Source organism: Nocardia sp. bgisy118, from assembly GCF_057708605.1.
Window position 1 is genome coordinate 40,062 of record NZ_JBYISM010000016.1, and the last position, 18,218, is coordinate 58,279.

17 protein-coding genes and 1 pseudogene are annotated in these 18,218 nt (G+C 69.1%); 13 read left to right on the plus strand and 5 right to left on the minus strand.

The genetic code is table 11. From position 1 onward, the window contains the following. The first annotated feature begins 633 nt into the window (after window positions 1–633). The 10 genes and pseudogenes from rpsB (at window position 634) to AC3EO7_RS20290 (ending at window position 9,630) form a co-directional block, all read left to right on the plus strand. The gene (rpsB, locus tag AC3EO7_RS20245) at window positions 634–1,449 is read left to right on the plus strand and encodes a 30S ribosomal protein S2 (RefSeq protein ID WP_357445920.1); all 816 of its coding nucleotides are present in this window, start codon (window positions 634–636) and stop codon (window positions 1,447–1,449) included. A 97-nt stretch (window positions 1,450–1,546) separates the two neighbouring features. After that, the gene (gene tsf, locus AC3EO7_RS20250) at window positions 1,547–2,371 is read left to right on the plus strand and encodes a translation elongation factor Ts (protein WP_431969467.1); all 825 of its coding nucleotides are present in this window, start codon (window positions 1,547–1,549) and stop codon (window positions 2,369–2,371) included. Between the two features lie 254 nt (window positions 2,372–2,625). Beyond that, window positions 2,626–3,354 (plus strand): UMP kinase, encoded by a 729-nt coding sequence (pyrH, locus tag AC3EO7_RS20255; RefSeq protein ID WP_357445914.1) that lies wholly within the window; start codon window positions 2,626–2,628, stop codon window positions 3,352–3,354. Between the two features lie 50 nt (window positions 3,355–3,404). Continuing rightward, on the plus strand, window positions 3,405–3,962 hold the full coding sequence (gene frr / locus AC3EO7_RS20260) for a ribosome recycling factor (RefSeq protein WP_431969466.1): 558 nt from the start codon (window positions 3,405–3,407) through the stop codon (window positions 3,960–3,962). A 195-nt stretch (window positions 3,963–4,157) separates the two neighbouring features. Further along, window positions 4,158–5,015, plus strand: a complete 858-nt coding sequence (locus tag AC3EO7_RS20265) for a phosphatidate cytidylyltransferase (protein WP_431969543.1) — start codon at window positions 4,158–4,160, stop codon at window positions 5,013–5,015. 61 nt (window positions 5,016–5,076) lie between these two features. Next, window positions 5,077–5,442 (plus strand): LapA family protein, encoded by a 366-nt coding sequence (locus AC3EO7_RS20270; RefSeq protein ID WP_431969465.1) that lies wholly within the window; start codon window positions 5,077–5,079, stop codon window positions 5,440–5,442. A gap of 140 nt (window positions 5,443–5,582) precedes the next feature. Then, window positions 5,583–6,014 (plus strand): annotated as a pseudogene (locus AC3EO7_RS20275) (alpha/beta hydrolase); the annotation flags it as partial. A gap of 132 nt (window positions 6,015–6,146) precedes the next feature. Then, on the plus strand, window positions 6,147–7,256 hold the full coding sequence (rlmN, locus tag AC3EO7_RS20280; protein WP_435592075.1) for a dual-specificity RNA methyltransferase RlmN: 1,110 nt from the start codon (window positions 6,147–6,149) through the stop codon (window positions 7,254–7,256). Between the two features lie 16 nt (window positions 7,257–7,272). Continuing rightward, window positions 7,273–8,919 (plus strand): serine/threonine-protein kinase, encoded by a 1,647-nt coding sequence (locus AC3EO7_RS20285; RefSeq protein ID WP_435592076.1) that lies wholly within the window; start codon window positions 7,273–7,275, stop codon window positions 8,917–8,919. A gap of 72 nt (window positions 8,920–8,991) precedes the next feature. Then, window positions 8,992–9,630, plus strand: a complete 639-nt coding sequence (locus tag AC3EO7_RS20290) for a Uma2 family endonuclease (RefSeq protein WP_435592077.1) — start codon at window positions 8,992–8,994, stop codon at window positions 9,628–9,630. Window positions 9,631–9,726: 96 nt separating this feature from the next. Here the strand turns inward: AC3EO7_RS20290 and AC3EO7_RS20295 are convergent, their stop codons facing one another. Beyond that, the gene (locus tag AC3EO7_RS20295) at window positions 9,727–10,149 is read right to left on the minus strand and encodes a DUF5997 family protein (protein WP_435592078.1); all 423 of its coding nucleotides are present in this window, start codon (window positions 10,147–10,149) and stop codon (window positions 9,727–9,729) included. Between the two features lie 97 nt (window positions 10,150–10,246). On the opposite strand from AC3EO7_RS20295, the gene AC3EO7_RS20300 reads away from it, so the two are divergent. Then, window positions 10,247–11,200 carry a LysR family transcriptional regulator gene (locus tag AC3EO7_RS20300; protein WP_435592079.1) on the plus strand — a complete coding sequence of 318 codons (954 nt, stop codon included), beginning with the start codon at window positions 10,247–10,249 and terminating at the stop codon, window positions 11,198–11,200. 17 nt (window positions 11,201–11,217) lie between these two features. Here the strand turns inward: AC3EO7_RS20300 and AC3EO7_RS20305 are convergent, their stop codons facing one another. From AC3EO7_RS20305 to AC3EO7_RS20315, 3 genes are all read right to left on the minus strand, one after another. Continuing rightward, window positions 11,218–12,090: a DUF4231 domain-containing protein gene (locus AC3EO7_RS20305; RefSeq protein ID WP_435592080.1), complete on the minus strand. Its 873-nt coding sequence runs from the start codon at window positions 12,088–12,090 to the stop codon at window positions 11,218–11,220. A gap of 90 nt (window positions 12,091–12,180) precedes the next feature. Continuing rightward, on the minus strand, window positions 12,181–12,663 hold the full coding sequence (locus AC3EO7_RS20310) for a hypothetical protein (RefSeq protein WP_431969458.1): 483 nt from the start codon (window positions 12,661–12,663) through the stop codon (window positions 12,181–12,183). Beyond that, window positions 12,660–13,598 carry a dihydrodipicolinate synthase family protein gene (locus AC3EO7_RS20315; RefSeq protein ID WP_431969457.1) on the minus strand — a complete coding sequence of 313 codons (939 nt, stop codon included), beginning with the start codon at window positions 13,596–13,598 and terminating at the stop codon, window positions 12,660–12,662. The genes AC3EO7_RS20310 and AC3EO7_RS20315 overlap by 4 nt, the downstream gene beginning before the upstream one ends. A gap of 141 nt (window positions 13,599–13,739) precedes the next feature. Here AC3EO7_RS20315 and AC3EO7_RS20320 point away from each other — a divergent pair, with 141 nt between their 5' ends. Beyond that, window positions 13,740–16,352, plus strand: coding sequence for an ATP-binding protein (locus tag AC3EO7_RS20320; RefSeq protein ID WP_431969456.1), 2,613 nt, complete (start codon window positions 13,740–13,742; stop codon window positions 16,350–16,352). A gap of 80 nt (window positions 16,353–16,432) precedes the next feature. Here AC3EO7_RS20320 and AC3EO7_RS20325 read toward each other — a convergent pair whose 3' ends face one another. Then, complete coding sequence (locus tag AC3EO7_RS20325) at window positions 16,433–16,702, minus strand: DUF2631 domain-containing protein (RefSeq protein ID WP_431969455.1); 270 nt, start codon at window positions 16,700–16,702, stop codon at window positions 16,433–16,435. 154 nt (window positions 16,703–16,856) lie between these two features. On the opposite strand from AC3EO7_RS20325, the gene dxr reads away from it, so the two are divergent. Then, window positions 16,857–17,996 carry a 1-deoxy-D-xylulose-5-phosphate reductoisomerase gene (gene dxr, locus AC3EO7_RS20330; protein WP_431969454.1) on the plus strand — a complete coding sequence of 380 codons (1,140 nt, stop codon included), beginning with the start codon at window positions 16,857–16,859 and terminating at the stop codon, window positions 17,994–17,996. Window positions 17,997–18,218: the final 222 nt, after the last annotated feature.

Below are 18,218 nucleotides of genomic sequence, written 5' to 3' on the forward strand. Positions count from 1 at the left end.
CCTGAACAGGCCATGTCGGGATCGGACCGAAACCGCGGGTGCGGCACGCGCAGCGGCATCGGTGCGGGCCGGAGGAGCGGCAGTTCCCGCGCTCGAAGCAGCAGGCACGCCGATCCCGAACAGCCCGGATCGGCGCCAGGGACCGGTCGCGCGTGCGCCGTCGCGGGGCGCGCGCCCGCCAGCGCCAGCACGAACATCAGGGGAAGAATCACGGTGATCGCGAGGGAAAGTCGGTGCATGGGTTCGACCTTCGTCGGTCCCGGCCGCGCGCACGATCCCCGATCCGGCGTGTGGGGACAACATCGGCTCCTGTGGAAATCGCCCGTTTCGCCTGGTCGCGACGTCGTGACCAGCTGATTTAGGTCAGGGACGCACCTGGTCGTAGACTGATCGAGCGGTCTGTGCCCGGCACGGACCGACTTCGCGCGCCACCCGTGCTCGTTCGCAACGGCGCCGTTCGAACCTCAGCTCCCGAATTCCGAGAGTGCTCGTTCGCGGCAATGCAGTTGGGAACAGGGAATCGTCGGCTGGTCCCGATCGGTGATCCGACCGGGTCCGACGATTCGGAGGCGCCAGGGCAGCGGGTCGCCGACCCACTGCGTCAACCGGCAACGAAAGAGAGATACGAGAGCCATGGCTGTCGTAACCATGAAGCAGCTGCTCGACAGCGGCGCACACTTCGGACACCAGACCCGGCGCTGGAACCCGAAGATGAAGCGGTTCATCTTCACCGACCGCAACGGCATCTACATCATCGACCTGCAGCAGACGCTGACCTACATCGACAAGGCCTACGAGTTCGTCAAGGAGACCGTCGCCCACGGTGGCACCGTTCTCTTCGTCGGCACCAAGAAGCAGGCCCAGGAGTCGATCGCGGCCGAGGCGACGCGCGTCGGGATGCCCTACGTGAACCAGCGTTGGCTGGGCGGCATGCTCACCAACTTCTCCACCGTGCACAAGCGCCTGCAGCGCCTCAAGGAGCTCGAGGCCATGGAGCAGACCGGTGGCTTCGAGGGTCGCACCAAGAAGGAAATCCTCATGCTCACGCGTGAGATGAACAAGCTGGAGCGGACCCTCGGCGGTATCCGCGACATGCAGAAGGTGCCCTCGGCCATCTGGGTCGTCGACACCAACAAGGAGCACATCGCCGTCGGCGAGGCGCGCAAGCTGAACATCCCGGTCATCGCGATCCTGGACACCAACTGCGACCCCGACCTGGTCGACTACCCGATCCCGGGCAACGACGACGCGATCCGCTCCGCCGCGCTGCTGACCAAGGTCGTCGCCTCCGCGGTGGCCGAGGGCGTGCAGGCGCGGGCCGGTCTGGCCTCCGGCGACGAAAAGCCGGAAGCGGGCGCGGGCGAGCCGCTCGCCGAGTGGGAGCAGGAGCTGCTGGCGCAGGCCGCGCCGGGCGCCGAGGCCTCCACCGAGACTCCGGCCGAGGCCTGAGGCTCGTAATCCGCTGTTTCAGCGGTGATCACCTAGGAGTGCCATGGTGATCACCGCTGCCCAGTAACTGAACTTCTCCAAAGGAGGCTCGCCACCGATGGCGAACTACACCGCTGCCGATGTGAAGCGGCTCCGGGAGCTGACCGGCTCCGGGATGATGGACTGCAAGAAGGCCCTCGAAGAGACCGACGGTGACTTCGACAAGGCTGTCGAGGTTCTGCGCATCAAGGGCGCCAAGGACGTCGGCAAGCGCGCCGAGCGCGCCACCGCCGAGGGTCTGGTCGTCGCGCAGGACGGCGTGCTGATCGAGATCAACTCCGAGACCGACTTCGTCGCCAAGAACGACGAGTTCCAGGGTCTGGCCAATCAGATCGTCGCGGCGGCCGCCAAGGCCCGCCCCGCCGACCTGGACGCGCTCAAGGCCGTCGACCTGGGCGGCAAGACCGCCGACCAGGCCGTGCAGGAGCTCGCCGCGAAGATCGGCGAGAAGCTGGAGCTGCGTCGCGCCGTGTCCTTCGAGGGCCCGGTCGCGACCTACCTGCACAAGCGTTCCTCGGACCTGCCGCCCGCCGTCGGCGTGCTGGTCGAGTACCAGGGTGAGGGCGATGCCGCGGCCGAGGCCGCCCGCGCCGCCGCCATGCAGATCGCCGCGCTGAAGGCCAAGTACGTGACCCGCGACGAGGTTCCGGCCGACCTCGTGGAGAACGAGCGCCGCATCGCCGAGCAGACCGCTCGCGAAGAGGGCAAGCCCGAAGCCGCGCTGCCGAAGATCACCGAGGGCCGCGTCAACGGCTTCTTCAAGGACGTCGTGCTGCTCGAGCAGGCGTCGGTCACCGACTCGAAGAAGACCGTCAAGGCTCTGCTGGACGAGGCCGGTGTCACCGTGAGCCGGTTCGCCCGGTTCGAGGTCGGCCAGGCCTGACAGCCTGTGAAGGCCCCTCAACCGTCATCGCGACGGATGAGGGGCCTTCTGCTGTCCGCGTCCGGCGGGCGCGCGGCGACGCGACACCCCGATTCCCGACCCCGCGTGGTGTCGGAGGGGGTCTTCTGCGGTCGCCGAAACCGAATAAGGCAGGATAGGCACCGCCTTGTATTGCGGGATCGCAAACTTATCCGCTGTGCCCTGATGCCTCAGCATGCTGAGAACACCACCATCACCAAAGGAGAAGAGCACCGATGACGGACCCGGGGACCGACCGCCCAGGATATCGCCGGGTACTTCTCAAACTGGGTGGCGAAATGTTCGGCGGCGGCAAGGTCGGTCTCGACCCCGACGTCGTGCAGACCGTGGCCGAGCAGATCGCCGAGGTCGTCGCGACCGGCGTGCAGGTCGCCGTGGTGATCGGTGGCGGCAACTTCTTCCGCGGCGCGGAGCTCGAGGAGCGCGGCATGGAGCGGGCCCGCTCGGACTACATGGGCATGCTCGGCACCGTGATGAACAGCCTTGCGCTGCAAGACTTTCTGCAGAAGCAGGGGATCGACACCCGGGTGCAGACCGCGATCACGATGGGCCAGGTCGCGGAGCCGTACCTGCCGCTGCGCGCCAAGCGCCACTTGGAGAAGGGCCGTGTGGTCATCTTCGGCGCGGGCATGGGCATGCCGTATTTCTCCACCGACACCACTGCTGCCCAGCGTGCCTTGGAGATCGGCGCCGACGTGGTGCTGATGGCCAAGGCGGTCGACGGCGTCTTCACCGCGGATCCGCGGGTCGACGAGACGGCGACGATGTACACCGAAATCACGCACAAAGAGGTCATCGAGCGCGACCTGAAGGTCGCGGACGCGACGGCCTTCAGCCTGTGTATGGACAACCAGATGCCCATCCTGGTGTTCAATCTGTTGACGAAGGGCAATATCGCCCGCGCGGTCGCCGGTGAGAAGATCGGCACATTGGTTCGGTCCTGAGCCCGCGAACCGCGGATCATGACGATGACGACGCTGTGGAGGAAACGGTCGTGATTGAAGAAGCGCTCTTCGACGCCGAGGAGAAGATGGAGAAGGCGGTCTCGGTGGCGAAGGACGATCTCGGGACCATCCGGACCGGACGCGCGAATCCGGGCATGTTCTCCCGGGTCGTCGTGGACTACTACGGATCGCCCACGCCGGTCACCCAGATGTCCAGCATCACGGTGCCCGAGCCGAGGATGGTGGTGATCAAGCCGTACGAGGCCGCTCAGCTCGGTCCCATCGAGACCGCGATCCGCAACTCGGACCTAGGTGTCAACCCGACCAACAACGGCGACATCATCCGCATCAGCATCCCGCAGCTCACCGAGGAACGCCGCCGTGAGCTGGTCAAGCAGGCCAAGGCCAAAGGCGAGGACGCCAAGGTCGCGATCCGCAATGTGCGGCGCAAGGCCATGGACGAACTCTCGCGCATCCAGAAGGATGGCGAGGCGGGTGAGGACGAGGTCGGGCGCGCCGAGAAGGAGCTCGACAAGACCACCGCCAAGTACGTGAGCCAGATCGACGAGCTGGTCAAGCACAAAGAAGCCGAACTGCTCGAGGTCTGACGAGAGATCCGAGGGCCCGCACGGGCGGGGGACGAGGAACAACGAGTGAGCGACGGGACAATCGTGGCCGACAATGCCGCCGCAACGGGTGCGGCCGAGGAGCCGACGCCGGGGAGCGGCGCCGCCGAAGCGACCCCGGGCCGTGCGGGTGACTTCGCGGTCGGCCAGTTCCATACCGCGCACCCCGACCATGCCGTGCCCGCCGAGCCCGTGGTCCCCGCGCCCGCCGCCACGACGTCGCGTGCTGGACGCAATCTGCCCGCCGCGCTCGCGGTCGGCCTCGGGCTCGGACTGTCGCTCGTCGCGATCCTGCTGTTCGCGCCGCTGGTGTTCATCCCGGTCGCCGCGACCGGCGTCGGCGTGGCCACCTGGGAGGTGGCCAAGCGGCTGCGCGAGGCGGACGTGCTCGTTCCGCGGATCCCGCTCATCGTCGGCGGGCAGGCGGTGTTCTGGCTCGGCTGGCCGTGGGGCGCGAGCGGTGTCGCGGGCGCCTTCGCGGCCACCGCGCTGACCTGCATGGTGTGGCGCCTCTTCGATCACGGTTTGCAGACCGCGCCGCGAAACTTCCTGCGCGACACGGCGATCGCGATCTTCGCCCTCGCCTGGATCCCGCTGCTCGCGTCCTTCGCGACGCTGCTGCTGCTGGAGCCCGACGGCAACCTGCGGGTGCTGACCTTCATGATCCTGGTGGTCTGCTCCGACGTGGGCGGCTACGTGGCGGGTGTGCTGTTCGGCAAGCATCCGATGGTGCCGTCGATCAGCCCGAAGAAATCCTGGGAGGGTTTCGGGGGCTCGCTGGTGTTCAGCGTCATCGGCGGTCTGCTGACGGTCACCCTGCTGCTCCAAGCGAATTCGATGATCGGTGTGGTGCTCGGTGTCGGACTGGTACTGGTCGCGACCGTCGGCGACCTGATCGAATCGCAGATCAAGCGCGAACTCGGCATCAAGGACATGGGCACGCTGCTGCCCGGGCACGGCGGCATCATGGACCGCCTCGATTCGATGCTGCCTTCCGCGTTCGTCTCCTGGCTGGTGCTGAGCACGCTGCTCTGACCGGAGGGCGATATACCGCCAAATCCCGGCGGCAGTGATAGCGATCGTCCATGATCGAGGCATGTCCACGAATGCCGAGCACGAGCCCGAGGCGAGCCGGCGCGACGAGCCGACCGCCCCGGCCACCCCTCCGCCGGGGCACCCTCCGCCGCCGGCGACCAAACCCGCCACGACCGGCAAGAAGCCGTCGATCTCCTCGCGGACCGGCTACGCCTGGGTCGGGCTCGTGGTGGGCACGCTGATCATGATCGTGCTGCTCATCTTCATTCTCCAGAACCTGGAGACCATCCAGGTGAGCCTGTTCTTCTGGGAGTTCCACCTGCCGATCGGCGTCGCGGTGCTGCTCTCGGTGATCTGCGGAGCGCTGGTGATGGCCTTGGTCGGGGGCATGCGCATCATTCAGCTGCGGCGCGCCGCCAAACACTGAGCTCCGTCATTCCCGTGCTCGCGCAGCCCGACGCCAGCGCAGCGGTGGCGCGCCGAACTCGCGCTGGAACACGCGGCTGAACGGCTCGCATGCCCGCCGAGCGTTGTTCTGGGTCCGACCGCATCACCAGGCGCCTTCCGGTGGCGGCCTTCGCACCCGACGCGGGGGAGAGCCCAGGGCAGATCAGCCAGGAACTGCCGCCCGCGGCCTTCGACAACATCGCGCCGGACTCCGACGGCTACCTGTGGATCAGGCAGGACAAGTTCCACGAGAGCCTCGCCCAGGACCTGTCCGACGAGGAGGCGCTGGTCATGGCCGTGACCCAGAAGGCGCCGCTGGCCTCGACCTTCGGCGACGCCGTCACCGCGCCCGCGTGGAAGGCGAAGCCGAGCTGGTACCAGGTCTCGACCGCCGACCGGATGATCAACCCCGACAACGAGCGCAGGATGGCCGCGCGCATGAACCCGCGCAAGACCATCGAACTGGACGCGAGCCACGCCTCGCTCGCCTCGCAGTCGCACGCGATCTCCGATCTGATCGAAGAGGCCGTGCGCGATCTCGGGCTGTCCTGAGCGGGCGGATCGGACCGGCGAGCATCGTCGCCCCGCGCACACCGTGCGCGGCGGCGATCGGCCCTGTGTCCTCGCGCACTGTTTCGGGCTGACCATTCGGCAGCCGGGGACGGATGAGAGACTGGGAGAACTATGACCGCCTCCCTGCCCCTGGTTTTCGATGCTCCGCGCCGTGGCATGCCGCCCCGGCATCTCGCCGATCTCGATGCCGAGGGGCGGCGCGCCGCGGTCGAGGAGCTCGGGCTGCCCAAGTTCCGCGCCGACCAGATCGCGCGGCAGTACTTCGGGCGGTTGCAGGCCGATCCGGAGCAGATGACGGATCTGCCCGCGCCGGTGCGGGAGAAGGTCGGCGCGGCGCTGTTCCCGCCGTTGCTCTCCGTGGTCAAGCACGTGGCCTGCGACGACGGCCAGACCCGCAAGACGCTGTGGCGGGCGGGTGACGGCACGCTGCTGGAGAGCGTGCTCATGCGCTACGCCGACCGCAACACCCTGTGCATCTCCAGCCAGGCGGGCTGCGGCATGGCCTGCCCGTTCTGCGCGACCGGCCAGGGCGGGCTCAACCGCAACCTGTCCACCGCCGAGATCGTCGACCAGGTGCGCGCCGCCGCGGCCGCGCTGCGCGACGGCGAGGTGGCGGGCGGCGAGGGCAGGTTGTCCAATATCGTCTTCATGGGCATGGGCGAGCCGCTGGCCAACTACAAGCGAGTCGTCGCCGCGGTGCGCCGCATCACCTCGCCCGCGCCGGACGGCCTCGGCATCTCGCAGCGCAATGTCGTGGTCTCGACCGTCGGCCTTGCTCCCGCGATCCGCAAGCTGGCCGACGAGGAGCTGTCGGTGACGCTGGCGGTCTCGCTGCACACTCCCGACGACGAGCTGCGCGACACGCTCGTGCCGGTGAACAACCGCTGGCCGGTGGCCGAGGTGCTGGACGCGGCGCGCTACTACGCCGACAAGTCCGGTCGCCGGGTGTCGATCGAGTACGCGCTCATCCGCGACATCAACGACCAGCCGTGGCGCGCCGACATGCTCGGCGCGAAACTGCACAAGGCACTCGGCTCGCGCGTGCACGTCAACGTCATTCCGCTCAATCCGACCCCGGGCAGCAAGTGGGACGCCAGTCCGAAGCCGGTCGAGCGCGAGTTCGTCCGCAGGGTCAACGCCCAGGGCGTGCCGTGCACCGTCCGTGACACCCGCGGCCAGGAGATCGCCGCCGCCTGCGGGCAGCTGGCCGCCGAGAACTGAATCCCGAGGGGGGCCATTGCTGCAGCCAGGTGACGTATTCGCCGGGTATGCCATCGAACGACTGCTGGGCCGAGGTGGCATGGGCGCGGTGTATCTCGCCGGGCACCCACGGCTGCCCCGCAAGACCGCGCTCAAGCTGCTGAATCGGGAGCTGTTCTCCGACAGTGAGATTCGCGCGCGGTTCGAGCGGGAGGCCGATCTGGTCGCGCAGCTGGATCATCCCAACATCGTGACCGTCTTCGACCGGGGCATCGAGGACGAGCAGCTGTGGATCTCCATGCAGTTCATCGACGGCGTGGACGCGTCCTCGGTGGACCCGCGAACCCTGCCGCCGCAGCGGGCCGCCCAGATCGTCGCCGAGACCGCGCTCGCGCTGGACTACGCGCACCGCATGGGCGTGCTGCACCGCGACGTGAAACCCGCCAACATCCTGCTGTCCCGCTCGGCCGGGCAGGAGCGGGTGCTGCTCACCGATTTCGGCATCGCCCGCCCGCGCGAGGACACCACGCAGCTCACCCAGACCGGCACTTTCACCGCCACCCTCGCCTACGCCTCGCCGGAACAGCTCACCGGCGCCACGCTCGATCACCGGACCGACCAGTACTCGCTGGCCTGCGCGCTGTATTGGCTGCTCTCGGGCACCGTGCCGTTCGATTCCCCGCAGGCCGTCGTGGTGATCCAGGGACACCTCAAGCAGCCGCCTCCGCCGCTGAGCTCGGTGCGGCCGGGCCTGCCGCCCGCGCTGGACGCGGTGCTCGATCGCGCGCTCGCCAAGCGGCCCGCGGATCGGTTCGACTCCTGCGCGGATTTCGCCGCCGCCGTGCAGCAAGCGTTGCGCGTGCCGGCCAGCGCGCCGCACGCCGTCGCGCAACCCACGCCGCGTCCGCATCCGGTGGCGGGACCGCAGGCCTCGGCGCCCAACCCGATGCCCGTGGCGCACCCGCCGCGCTACGCCCAGCCCGCACCGCCGCCCGGTCCGCACTATGCGAACGGCGGTGTGCGGCAGGGTTATCCGCCCGGCTACGGCGCTGTACCCGCTCCGTATCGTCCGCCCGTTCCGCCGCCGCGGCGCGGCTCGAGCGCCAAGGTGCTCCTGGTGATCTTGGGCATCGTGTTCGCACTGCTGGCCGGGTGCGGGACGTTCGTGTGGACCGACGATTCGACCTGGGTGTCCCAGGTGACCGGTCGCTCGAAGGGGCACAAAGATCTGGCGGCGTTGTCGGCGGCGTTTCCGCTGATGCTGCCGAGCGACAATCGCCAGAGCGGCCGGGGCTACAACGGCGCGTCCTGCCGTCCGGCGTCCGAATGGAAGGACTGGCAGGCCGAAAAGGGCGACGAATCGGCTTTCGATCATTGGCAGGCGCGCTGGGAATGCCTGCTGGAGGGCGGCGCGAAGCTGGCGTACGACTTCTACGCCTACCCGAGTGCGGACGCGGCACGGCGCGCGGTGACAATCTTCAAGTCCCGGGCGAAGTCCGGAGGCTCGAACACGGAGGGCACCAGGACCGACGAGCGCTTCACCTACCGCGACGCCTACGGGGAGTCCGCGCTCATCCTGTCGACCTTCTCCGACCCGTCCCGAGACCGCTGGGTGTTCACCTTCCACGGCCCGACGCGCCTGGACGACGGACTCGCCGCCAAAGTCCGCGACGCCCCGCTCTGAGCAGCCATCAGCCGCGCCCGAACAGGCCGGAGGCCTACGTAGGCCGCGCGGTCGAGACGCTACGCTAGCGGCATGAGCGAGGCTGTCGACTGGTCATGGCTGCGTACCACGATCCCGATCGTCGATATGGCCATGTACCTGGACATGCCCGAGGACATCGCCCGCACTCTCGAAATCCGTGACGGCATGATCGTGCATTGCGAATCCCCGTCGCCGAATCATGTTGCGATCAGCGACAACATCAAGGCAGCGCTGCGCGAGGCGGTGTCCAAGCGTCTCGGTGACGCGCCGTGTCTGCGGGCCAGCGGTGAGCTCGACATGCTGGTCTCCGAGGTTCCGTTCCATTACAAGCGGCCGGATGCCATCGTGTATCGCTGTATCGACGAGCCACGGGGCAAGTGGAAGACCAAGCCGACAGCGTCGGACACCCTGCTGGTTGTCGAAGTCGTGTCTCCGAATACGGTGACGGCGGATCTGGTGGAAAAACGTGCGGAGTACGCGCGACTGAGCATCCCGTACTACTGGATCGTGCGCATGGTTCAGGACGACGGGCCTGCGTCATCGATCGAGATGCTGAGACTCACCGCCGACGGCACCTATGTCCGGGAGAACATGTCCCTGCGGGCCCGTGGCGATCTGGTGGCGGTCGATGTCGCCGACCCGCTCGACGTCACGATCAGCTGGAATCAGCTCGATCTCGGCCTGGACTGACCGTCCTGATTGCCTGCTCGAGTCCGTTCGGCTTCGATCGCGGCGAGATCTCGGCCCAAGGCGACCCACGCGGCGACCGTGACCTTTGATCAGGATTCAGTCAGCGCGAAATCGGTTCTTGGCCGGGCGGTTGGTGGCGGCGCGGCGTTCGGCTTCCTTCGTCTTGACGCGCTCGTTCTCGCGCTGCACGGCTTCGTAGTTCTCGCGTTCGCGGAGCAGCCATTCGGGCGGGTCGGCGAGCAGGGCGGTGATCTCGTCGGCGGTCAGCGCGTCGGAGACGCCGCCGCGGGCCAGGCCGCTGTTGGAGACGCCGAGCTTGCGCGCGGTGATGTCGCGCGGGAACGGCCCGGTGCGGCGCAGTTCGGTGAGCCAGGCAGGGGCATCGTTGCGCAACCGGTCGAGGTCGGCGCGGGAGATCGGAGAGTTCCGGAACTCCTCCGGCGCGGCGGGGAGGTAGATGCCGAGCTTGTCTGCCGCGGTCAGCGGCTTCATCATCTGCGGTTTCTTGTCCGGGCTCACCGGGACAGCCTAGTCGACCGCCGGAACGCTTCCGTCCGAGCCTCGGCGTCGCGGCGGCCGTCCTGACCCGTGTGCGCCGTGCAATACCCTTGGTCGAATGAGTCAGGTGGAGTCGATCGATGTCGCGCGGTTGCGCTGGTTCGTCGCGGTGGCCGAGGAGCTGCATTTCGCGCGGGCGGCGAAAGCGCTCGGGATCGCGCGTCAGCGGCTCAGCCGGACGGTCATCGACCTGGAGGACGAGCTCGGCGCCAAGCTGTTCGTCCCCGGCGCCCAGCCGACCCAGCTCACCGACGAGGGTCGCGAGCTGCTGACCGCCGCGCGGGAGGTCATCGCCCGCGCGGAGGCCGACGCGGCTCGGCCGGAGCCCGAGGAGGCCCGGCGGGGTCTGCGGGTGGGTTTCGTGCCCGGTGTCACGGTGTCGAAGTGGGAACGGATCTGGCGTGAGCGGTTTCCCGAGATCCGGCTGGAGACGATTCCACTCGCGGCCGCCGACCAGCTGACCGCGCTGCGGGAGGGCCGGGTCGACATGTGTTTCGTACGCCTGCCCATCGACCGCGAAGGACTCAGCGCGATTCCGCTGTACCGCGAGGTGCCGGTCGTCGTGGTGCCCAAGGATCACCCGATCTCGCTGTTCTCCGAGGTCGGCGCGGCGGAGCTGGCGGACGAACGCATGCAGGACGCCTCGGATCTCGACGCGGCGGCGGTCACCCTCGAAATGGTCGCCGCCGGTGTCGGACTCGCCATCGTCCCGCACTCCATCGCGCGCCTGCACGCCCGCCGCGATCTGGTGTACCGGACCGTCACCGATCATCCCGACACCGAGATCGCCCTGGCCTGGCCCGTGGCCGAGACCACGGAGCTGGTAGAGGAGTTCGTCGGTGTGGTGCGTGGTCGCTCCGAACGGAGTTCGCGCTCACCGTCGACCCGCACCGAGCAACCGGCAAAAGGCTTGACAGCGAAAAAGCCTGCGCCGCAACGGAAATCGTTGGGTTCGAAAGGCGCATCCGCGGCGCGCTCCTCGGGTGCGAAGAGCAAGCGTCGCGGTCGCTGATCCGAGGCGGTCGGGCGCTATTCGGTATGGAACGCGCGCCAGACCGTGTGCTCCCGGCTGATCGTCTCCTCCGCACCGGATACCGCGGTGGCCCAGCGGGTTTCGTCGATGTCGCGCAGCGTGTCGGCGATGATGGCGAGCTCGTTGGACGTGAACGCGTAGACGGCGGCGGTGCGGTTGTCGCGGCGCGCGGAGGTCCATGCCGCGATGCCCGCGATGCCCGCGGCGATGATGCCGGCGAGGTCGAAGCCGATGACGTTGATCGCCTTGGCCAATGCCGCGGACACACCTCCGATTTCGAGCAGGAGCGCGACGGTGCGCAGGCGGGCGCCGCGGCGATCGTGATGCGCCGATTTGTCCGCGTACCAGCGCTGCTGCTCTTGAATGCGATGGCAGATGTATTCCTGACGGCGCTCGGCGTGCGGCAGCCTGCGCAGCTCACGCATGCGGTCGGTGATCGTGGTGGAGGTGGTCGGCCGCACGGCGATGTCGGGAAGGTCGTGGTGGAGCCGCCGGATGCGTTCGATGAGCAGCGCGTCCGCTTCGGCCGGTGCGAGGGTGCCGTCGAACGGCGCGCCGCACACCGCGTAACGCCAGGTGAGGGTTTTGACCGACTCCGCGAGGACGCGGCCTTCGTGCCAGGTCCGGCCGGGAAGCGACTGGAGCAGGTTCACGTCGATGGTCAGGATGCCGACGAACGCGAGCGCGGTCGCTATCGCGGCGATATCGGTGCGTGCGGCGCCGACACGCACCGTGATCGCGGCGCAGGCGGCGGCGAACAGCGCCAGCCACAGACGCAGCGCATACGTCCGGAGAAAGGAGCGCTCCCCCGACACCGCCGCTTCATCGGCGGCCCGGAACAGTCCCGGGTAATCCTCAGCGCGCAGCACGACGTCGACCGGCTCGGGTGACGATCATGGGGACACGGTAGCAGCGACGTACTGTCTCAGATAACGAAATTCGTTGGGGACCAGAGTTTTCTACTCCGGGCCGCGCCGCGCCCCCGTCGGCCAGACGATGTCGATCGGGATGTGCCGCCGGCGCGCGGCGTCGACGGCGTCGGCGGTGCTGCCGGTGTCGCCGCCGCTGCCATCCCACACGGCGACGAGCCGGGTGATGTCGGTCAGGACGGCGTTGTTCGCCGCGCGGTACGCGACGGGCGACGGTTCGGCGTAGGGCATCACCCGCACCGACGCGGCCCGCGCGAGCAGGTCGTCGAAGACCGCGACGCGTTCGGCCGGGACGGCCCGGTCGCGATAGTGCTGCGCGGGCAGGACGACGTTCAGCCGCCCGCCGAGAGCGAGCACCACATCGGCGAAGATCGAATCCGCGCCCGGCGCAAGGCAGCTCACCCCGACCAGTTCGTCGTCGCAGGCGCGCAACCGTTCGAACAGCGCGGCGCGGATCAGCTCGGCGGTGGCCGCGGTGAGATGGACGTGCCCGGTGATCCCGATGCGCGTCACGGCGTGCCCTCGTGGACGCGCGGCAGGATCTTGTGGCGCAGGTGTGCGCGGATATCGGCGATCACGGTGTCGTCCGGGGTGCGCAGCGGGCTGCGGACGGCGGCAGGGAAGCCGGGAATGCGTTCGGCGAGCGCGGCTTTGACGAAGGTGATGTCGGAGAGACCCGATTCGTGGCGGAGGGCGCGACATTCGTCGAACACGGCTTGCCAGCGCGCTGCCGCCTCGCGGTCGCCGGCGCGCAGCGCGGCGGCGATGCGAACGGGGATCTCGGGCACCGGATTGCCCCCACCGGAGACGATGCCGTGCACGCCGAGCTCGCCGATGCGCGCGGCGGCGCCGTCATTGCCCGCGAAGACCGCCAGTCCGGTCGCGGTGTACGCCCGGGTGACGTCGAGCCGGCCACTCGAGTCCTTGATGCCTACCAGCATCGGGTACTCGGCGGCGAGCGCGCCGAGCAGTTCGGGGGAGATCGGGGTTTGGGTGTGGCGGGGAAAGTTGTACAGCAGCATCGGCAGTTCGGTGCGGGCGAGCAACCGGCCGAAGAAGTCGCGGACACCGATTTCCGGCGGGTCGGCGAAGAAATAGGGGGCGATGGCGGCGACGGCGTCGGCGTGCTGCCGCGCGTGGTCGAGCAGGTCCATCGCGTCGCCGTACGCGGTGGCGCCGATGTGGGCGACGAGCTGGCCCGGCCACTGTGCGCGGGCCTGCTCGAGGACCTTCTTGCGTTCGGCGATCGTCAGATTCGCGAACTCGCCGGTGGTGCCGTTGACGAGGATGGCGGGCACGCCCGCCCGGTGCAGAAAGCCGAGGTAGTCGCCCAGCGCTCCGGTGTCCACGGCGTGGTCACGGGTGAACGGCGTGACCGTGGCGACGATCGGGTTGAGCTCCACGGTTCCCGGCCAGGGAACGCGCGGCACGGGCTGTCCAACTGTCATCTGCGGCACTCCTCCACATCGACACGGCAGTTGACCAGTCTATCGGATCGGGATCGATGGCCGGGGTCGTCCGTTCGCCACTACCATGGGTGACGCCGAGCGCATGGGTGACGTCGAACACGCGACGGGGAGGGCCTGCGAATGGAGTGCGACGTCTTCGTCAGTCACTCGTCGAGAGATCGGAATCTCGCCGAGGCGGTTGTCCACGAACTGGAGGCGGTCGGCGTTCGCTGCTGGATCGCGCCGCGGAACATCATGGCGGGCACCAGCTATCCCCAGGCCATCGTCGAGGCGATCCGTCACTGTGAGGTGATGGTGGTCGTGGTCTCCGACCACGCCAACGAGTCCGCGCACGTCGGACGGGAAGTCGAACGCGCCGCGGCGGGCAATCTGAGCCTGGTCCCGTTCCGGGTCGCCGATATCGAGCCGAGCGGCGTGCTCGAGTACTTCCTCAGCAGCCAGCACTGGGTGCACGCGCTGCCGCCGCCGGTGGAGGCGCACATCGCGCGCCTGGTCGAGGCGGTGCGCGCGCTGCTGGCGTTGCGGCGCGGTACGGGGCAGGACAAGCCGAACCGGCCGCTCGCGCAGACTATTACGCGACGCCGTCCACGCCACGTGCCCGCGGCGGTGGCGGTGTTCACCGGACGGGTTCGCGAACTCGCCGAAATCCGCACGGCCCTGGCCGATTTCCCGATCGTCACGCTCGCCGGGCCACCCGGCGCAGGCAAGACCGAGCTCGCTCGCGCGGCGGCAGCCGGGCTGAACGACGTCTCGGTCGCCTACGTGGACCTGTCGCAGCTGACCGTGACGAGTTCGCTCGCCGCCGCCGTCGCCGAGGCGTTCGGGCTCGACCCGGCGACCAGCTGGCAAGACACCGCGCGGACGGTCGACGGCACCGAGACCGTGCTGGTACTCGACAACGCGGAGACCGCTCTCGCGCTGCACGCGACGGACTTCCGGCGATTCGTGCGCGACTTCCTCGACCGGTGCCGCAGTTGCCGAGTGCTGGCGACTTCCCGGGAGCGACTCGGATTGAGCGGGGCCGAGACCGTGCTGCACGTCGGCCCGCTACCCGAAGCGGACGCCGGTCGGCTGCTGGACCGGCTGCTGGATTCTCATGCGGTGCCGAGGAATGCCGAGAACCGGGCCGGGCTCGCCGCGGTCCGAGCCGTCGCCGACGGGCTGCCGCTGGCCCTGGTGATCAGTGCGGCGTGGCTCAGCGAGGTCTCGGTGGAGGCGTTCCTGCGCGAGTGGCAGCGCTCGCGCACCGCGCTGCTGTGCTTCCCCGGCTTCGATTCACCCGACCGCGCGACGAGCGTATCGGTATCGGTGGCGCTGTCGTTCGAGGCGTTGACCGACACGGCGCGGCAGGTGCTCTTCGTCGTGGCGCTGCACCCGTCGGGCGTGCGCCTGGAACTGATCGGCGAGGCGCTGCCGCAGGCGGTGTCACTCGTGTCGTCCACCGCCGAGCTGGTGCGCAAATCGCTGGTGGAGAAGGAGGATTCGCGGATGCGGGCGCTGGTGCCGATCCGGGAATTCGTGCGCGAGCGAGTATCCGACGAGCAGGTGTTGCGCACGGTGATCGAGGTGCACACCCGCCTGCTGCACGAGCACGTCGCTCGCGCGTATGGGCTGGGCGGCGAGGCCGAATGGGCCCAGGTGGCGGCGAACTTGCCCAATGTCGGCGCGTTGGCCGACGAGGGGTTGCGCTCGGACACCGTCGTGGACGCGTCCGTCGACCTGGTGATCGCGGCCTCGCTGGCGTTCCGCGCCACCGGCCGCATCGAGGAGGGGCTGGCCTATCTCGATCTGGCGCTGGCGACGGTGCCCGAGGGCGGCGACCTCGCGGGAACGCTGCTCGAGGAACGAGGTCATCTGCTGCGCGCGGGCGCCCGCCTGCCGGAGGCGCTGCGCGCGTACCAAGGGGCGATCCAGGTGTGGGCGCGACGCTTTCCGCAGCGCGAGGCCGTCTGCCGCTTGCGCATGTGCGGCGTGCTGCGCGTGATGGGCCGCTACGACGAGGCCGAGCGCAGCTGCCGCGCCGGTTTGGCGCTGCACGAGGCGACGAACGCGGGCCCGCTGTCCCTCGGCGACGCCATCGAGAACCTGGGCGACGTCGCGCGATCGATCGGTCACTTCCCCGAGGCCGTCGAGCACTATCAGGACGCGCTGCGGAAGTTCCGGTCGGTGCCTGAAGGCCTGGTCGGCTTGACGAATGTCTCGTTCAGTCTCGGCGAGGCGCGGCGGGCGCAGGAGGACGTCGCGGGCGCCCGGCTCGACTATGACCGCGCGCTGCGCACGAGCAGCCGGATCGGCGATCCGCAGGGGCAGGGCAACGCGCTGCTCGGACTCGCCAGAGCCGATCTTGCGGAACAGAACCTGACATCGGCCGCGGATCGGATTCGGGCCGCCGCCGATCGCTACGACCGGATCGACGACCGTCTCGGCGCGGCGAACGCACTGGTGATACAGGGCGATATCGCGGCGGCCGAGGGCCGGTTGAGCGACGCCGACAACGCCTACGCGGAGGCGGAGTTCGCCTACGAGGCGTTGCCGTGCCCGTTGAACCGGGTGCTGGTGACCTTGCGCAGGCTGCGGTCGCGCGAACTCGGTTGGGACAGCGCGCAGATGGCCGAGGCGCGCAAGGAATTCGAACAGCTCACCGGATACGCGCTCGGCGTGGCGGAGATCCAGCGCTGGTCGCTGGAGAAGAAAGGCAGTGTCTTCCACGGGTCCCTGGAGTCGGCCGGATGATCCGCGGCGAGTCCGGGCGACACGCGGGCACGACAACGGCCGCGTCCCCGGCGTGAACCGGGGTGCGCGGCCGCGAAGAATTAGCGGGGCTTGCGCCGCAGGATCGTGTCGCGCACCAGGATGACCACGATGAGCGCGGCGAAGCCGACCAGGTAGAGGTCTTCGATCTTGCCCTTGTGGTTGCCGATGACCATGGCCACCAGGACGAACGCGACGATCCAGCCCGCGATGCGGAAGGTGCGGCGCGACTCGCCGCTCCAACCCCACGCCGCGGAGGGGACCTCGGCGGTGTCGACGTGAGTGACGATGGCGCGCTCGTTCTTGGCGGGTTCGATTTCCGTGGCGGCCACGATCGCTCCTCAGGTGGTTCGGGTACCGAACATCCGGTACACACTCGGTGGGGCTACTGCTCGATATCGTGACATACGACGCCGCGTCGTTGGTAGTCGGGCCGCGTTCGACGCGGACGGTCGGAGGGCAGTCGCGGTAGGCCACAATGGTTTGGTGTCCGACATCGTGAGAGTCCTACTGCTCGGCAGCACCGGATCCATTGGTACCCAGGCGCTCGAGGTGATCGCCGCGAACCCCGACAAGTTCGAAGTGGTCGGGTTGGCCGCGCGTGGTGGCAATACCGAGCTGTTCGCCGCGCAGATGGCGGCCACCGGGACCCGCAATGTCGCCGTCGCCGATCCGGCCGCCGCCGCGGCGCTGGACATTCCGCTGGCAGGCCCGGCGGCCGTGACCGAACTGGTCCGCCGCACCGAGGCCGACGTGGTGCTCAACGCGTTGGTCGGCTCGCTCGGCCTGGAGCCGACCCTGGCCACCCTGGAGTCGGGCACGCGGCTCGCGCTGGCCAACAAGGAGTCGCTCGTCGCCGGCGGTTCGCTGGTGACCCGCGCCGCCGCGCCCGGCCAGATCGTGCCGGTCGACTCGGAACATTCGGCGCTGGCGCAGTGCCTGCGCGGCGGCCGCGCCGAGGAGGTCGACCGGCTGGTGCTGACCGCGTCGGGCGGTCCGTTCCGCGGCTGGACCGCCGAGATGCTCGAATCGGTGGGCCCTTCCGAGGCCAAGGCGCACCCGACCTGGTCGATGGGTCTGATGAACACGCTGAACTCGGCCTCGCTGGTGAACAAAGGCCTGGAGCTGATCGAGACGCACCTGCTGTTCGGGATTCCCTACGACCGCATCGATGTCACCGTGCACCCGCAGTCGATCGTGCACTCGATGGTCACCTTCACCGACGGGTCCACGCTGGCGCAGGCCAGCCCGCCGGACATGAAGCTGCCGATCGCGCTGGCGCTCGGCTGGCCGGACCGGGTGCCCGGCGCGGCGGCTCCCTGCGATTTCGGGACCGCGTCCACCTGGACCTTCGAGCCGGTCGACAACAAGGTGTTCCCCGCGGTCGACCTGGCCAGGCAGGCGGGCACCGCGGGCGGCAGCGTGACGGCGGTCTACAACGCCGCCAACGAGGTCGCGGTGCAGGCGTTCCTGGACGGTCTCATCGGCTTTCCGGCGATCGTGCGCACGGTGGCCAGCGCGGTGGAGGCGGCCGACCAGTGGCGGGCCGAGCCGCAGAGCCTGGCCGAGGTGCTCGCCGCCGACAGCTGGGCGCGCGACTACGCCCGGCGCGTCGTCGGAGCCTGATACACCGGTTCTCGGCGCGCGCGGCCGCGCGCTGGCAGACTGAGGCGTAAGGATCGGGGATGGACTTCGTCCGGCGGCTTCCATGCGGCGTACCTGCACGTGCGTTGCGGCTGTGCGCGGGCTGGGTACGGAATCGATCCGGCCGCGTCCATTAGTGTGGTCGGGGTGCTCGCGGCCGCGCCGACGCGTGCGCGGGATGTCGACGAGCTGCGCAACGCAGGA

Coding starts and splice junctions, on each gene's coding strand:
- rpsB (WP_357445920.1), top strand. CDS start 634: ATGGCTGTCGTAACCATGAAGCAGCTGCTCGACAGCGGCGCACACTTC.
- tsf (WP_431969467.1), top strand. CDS start 1,547: ATGGCGAACTACACCGCTGCCGATGTGAAGCGGCTCCGGGAGCTGACC.
- pyrH (WP_357445914.1), top strand. CDS start 2,626: ATGACGGACCCGGGGACCGACCGCCCAGGATATCGCCGGGTACTTCTC.
- AC3EO7_RS20270 (WP_431969465.1), top strand. CDS start 5,077: ATGTCCACGAATGCCGAGCACGAGCCCGAGGCGAGCCGGCGCGACGAG.
- rlmN (WP_435592075.1), top strand. CDS start 6,147: ATGACCGCCTCCCTGCCCCTGGTTTTCGATGCTCCGCGCCGTGGCATG.
- AC3EO7_RS20290 (WP_435592077.1), top strand. CDS start 8,992: ATGAGCGAGGCTGTCGACTGGTCATGGCTGCGTACCACGATCCCGATC.
- AC3EO7_RS20300 (WP_435592079.1), top strand. CDS start 10,247: ATGAGTCAGGTGGAGTCGATCGATGTCGCGCGGTTGCGCTGGTTCGTC.
- AC3EO7_RS20315 (WP_431969457.1), bottom strand. CDS start 13,598: ATGACAGTTGGACAGCCCGTGCCGCGCGTTCCCTGGCCGGGAACCGTG.
- AC3EO7_RS20320 (WP_431969456.1), top strand. CDS start 13,740: ATGGAGTGCGACGTCTTCGTCAGTCACTCGTCGAGAGATCGGAATCTC.